General features: G+C 66.5%; 1 protein-coding gene. It reads left to right on the top strand.

Annotated elements, in window-relative coordinates:
- Nucleotides 1–269: iron chelate uptake ABC transporter family permease subunit (locus R0J88_RS20450; protein WP_410900942.1), on the top strand; the 269-nt coding region annotated here is incomplete at both ends.

The following is a 269-nucleotide window of genomic DNA, read 5'->3' as shown; positions in this document are numbered from 1 at the left end:
GGTGACGGCGCTGGTGTATCGCCTGGGGCGGCGCAACGGGCAGACCCATGTGGCAACCATGCTGCTGGCGGGGATTGCCCTGACGGCGCTGGCCAGTTCGGCGGTGGGGTTGTTCACCTATCTGGCGGACGACGCCACGTTGCGCACTCTGACTTTCTGGAACCTGGGCAGCCTGAATGGTGCCAGTTACCAGCGCTTGTGGCCCTTGCTGCTGGTGACCGCCGCGGTTGCGCTGTGGCTGCCGCGCCGAGCCAAGGCGTTGAATGCAC

This window comes from Pseudoalteromonas sp. SIMBA_162 (genome assembly GCF_046535955.1).
Lineage (GTDB): Bacteria > Pseudomonadota > Gammaproteobacteria > Enterobacterales > Alteromonadaceae > Pseudoalteromonas > Pseudoalteromonas marina.
This window is presented reverse-complemented; position numbering and strand designations above follow the sequence as displayed.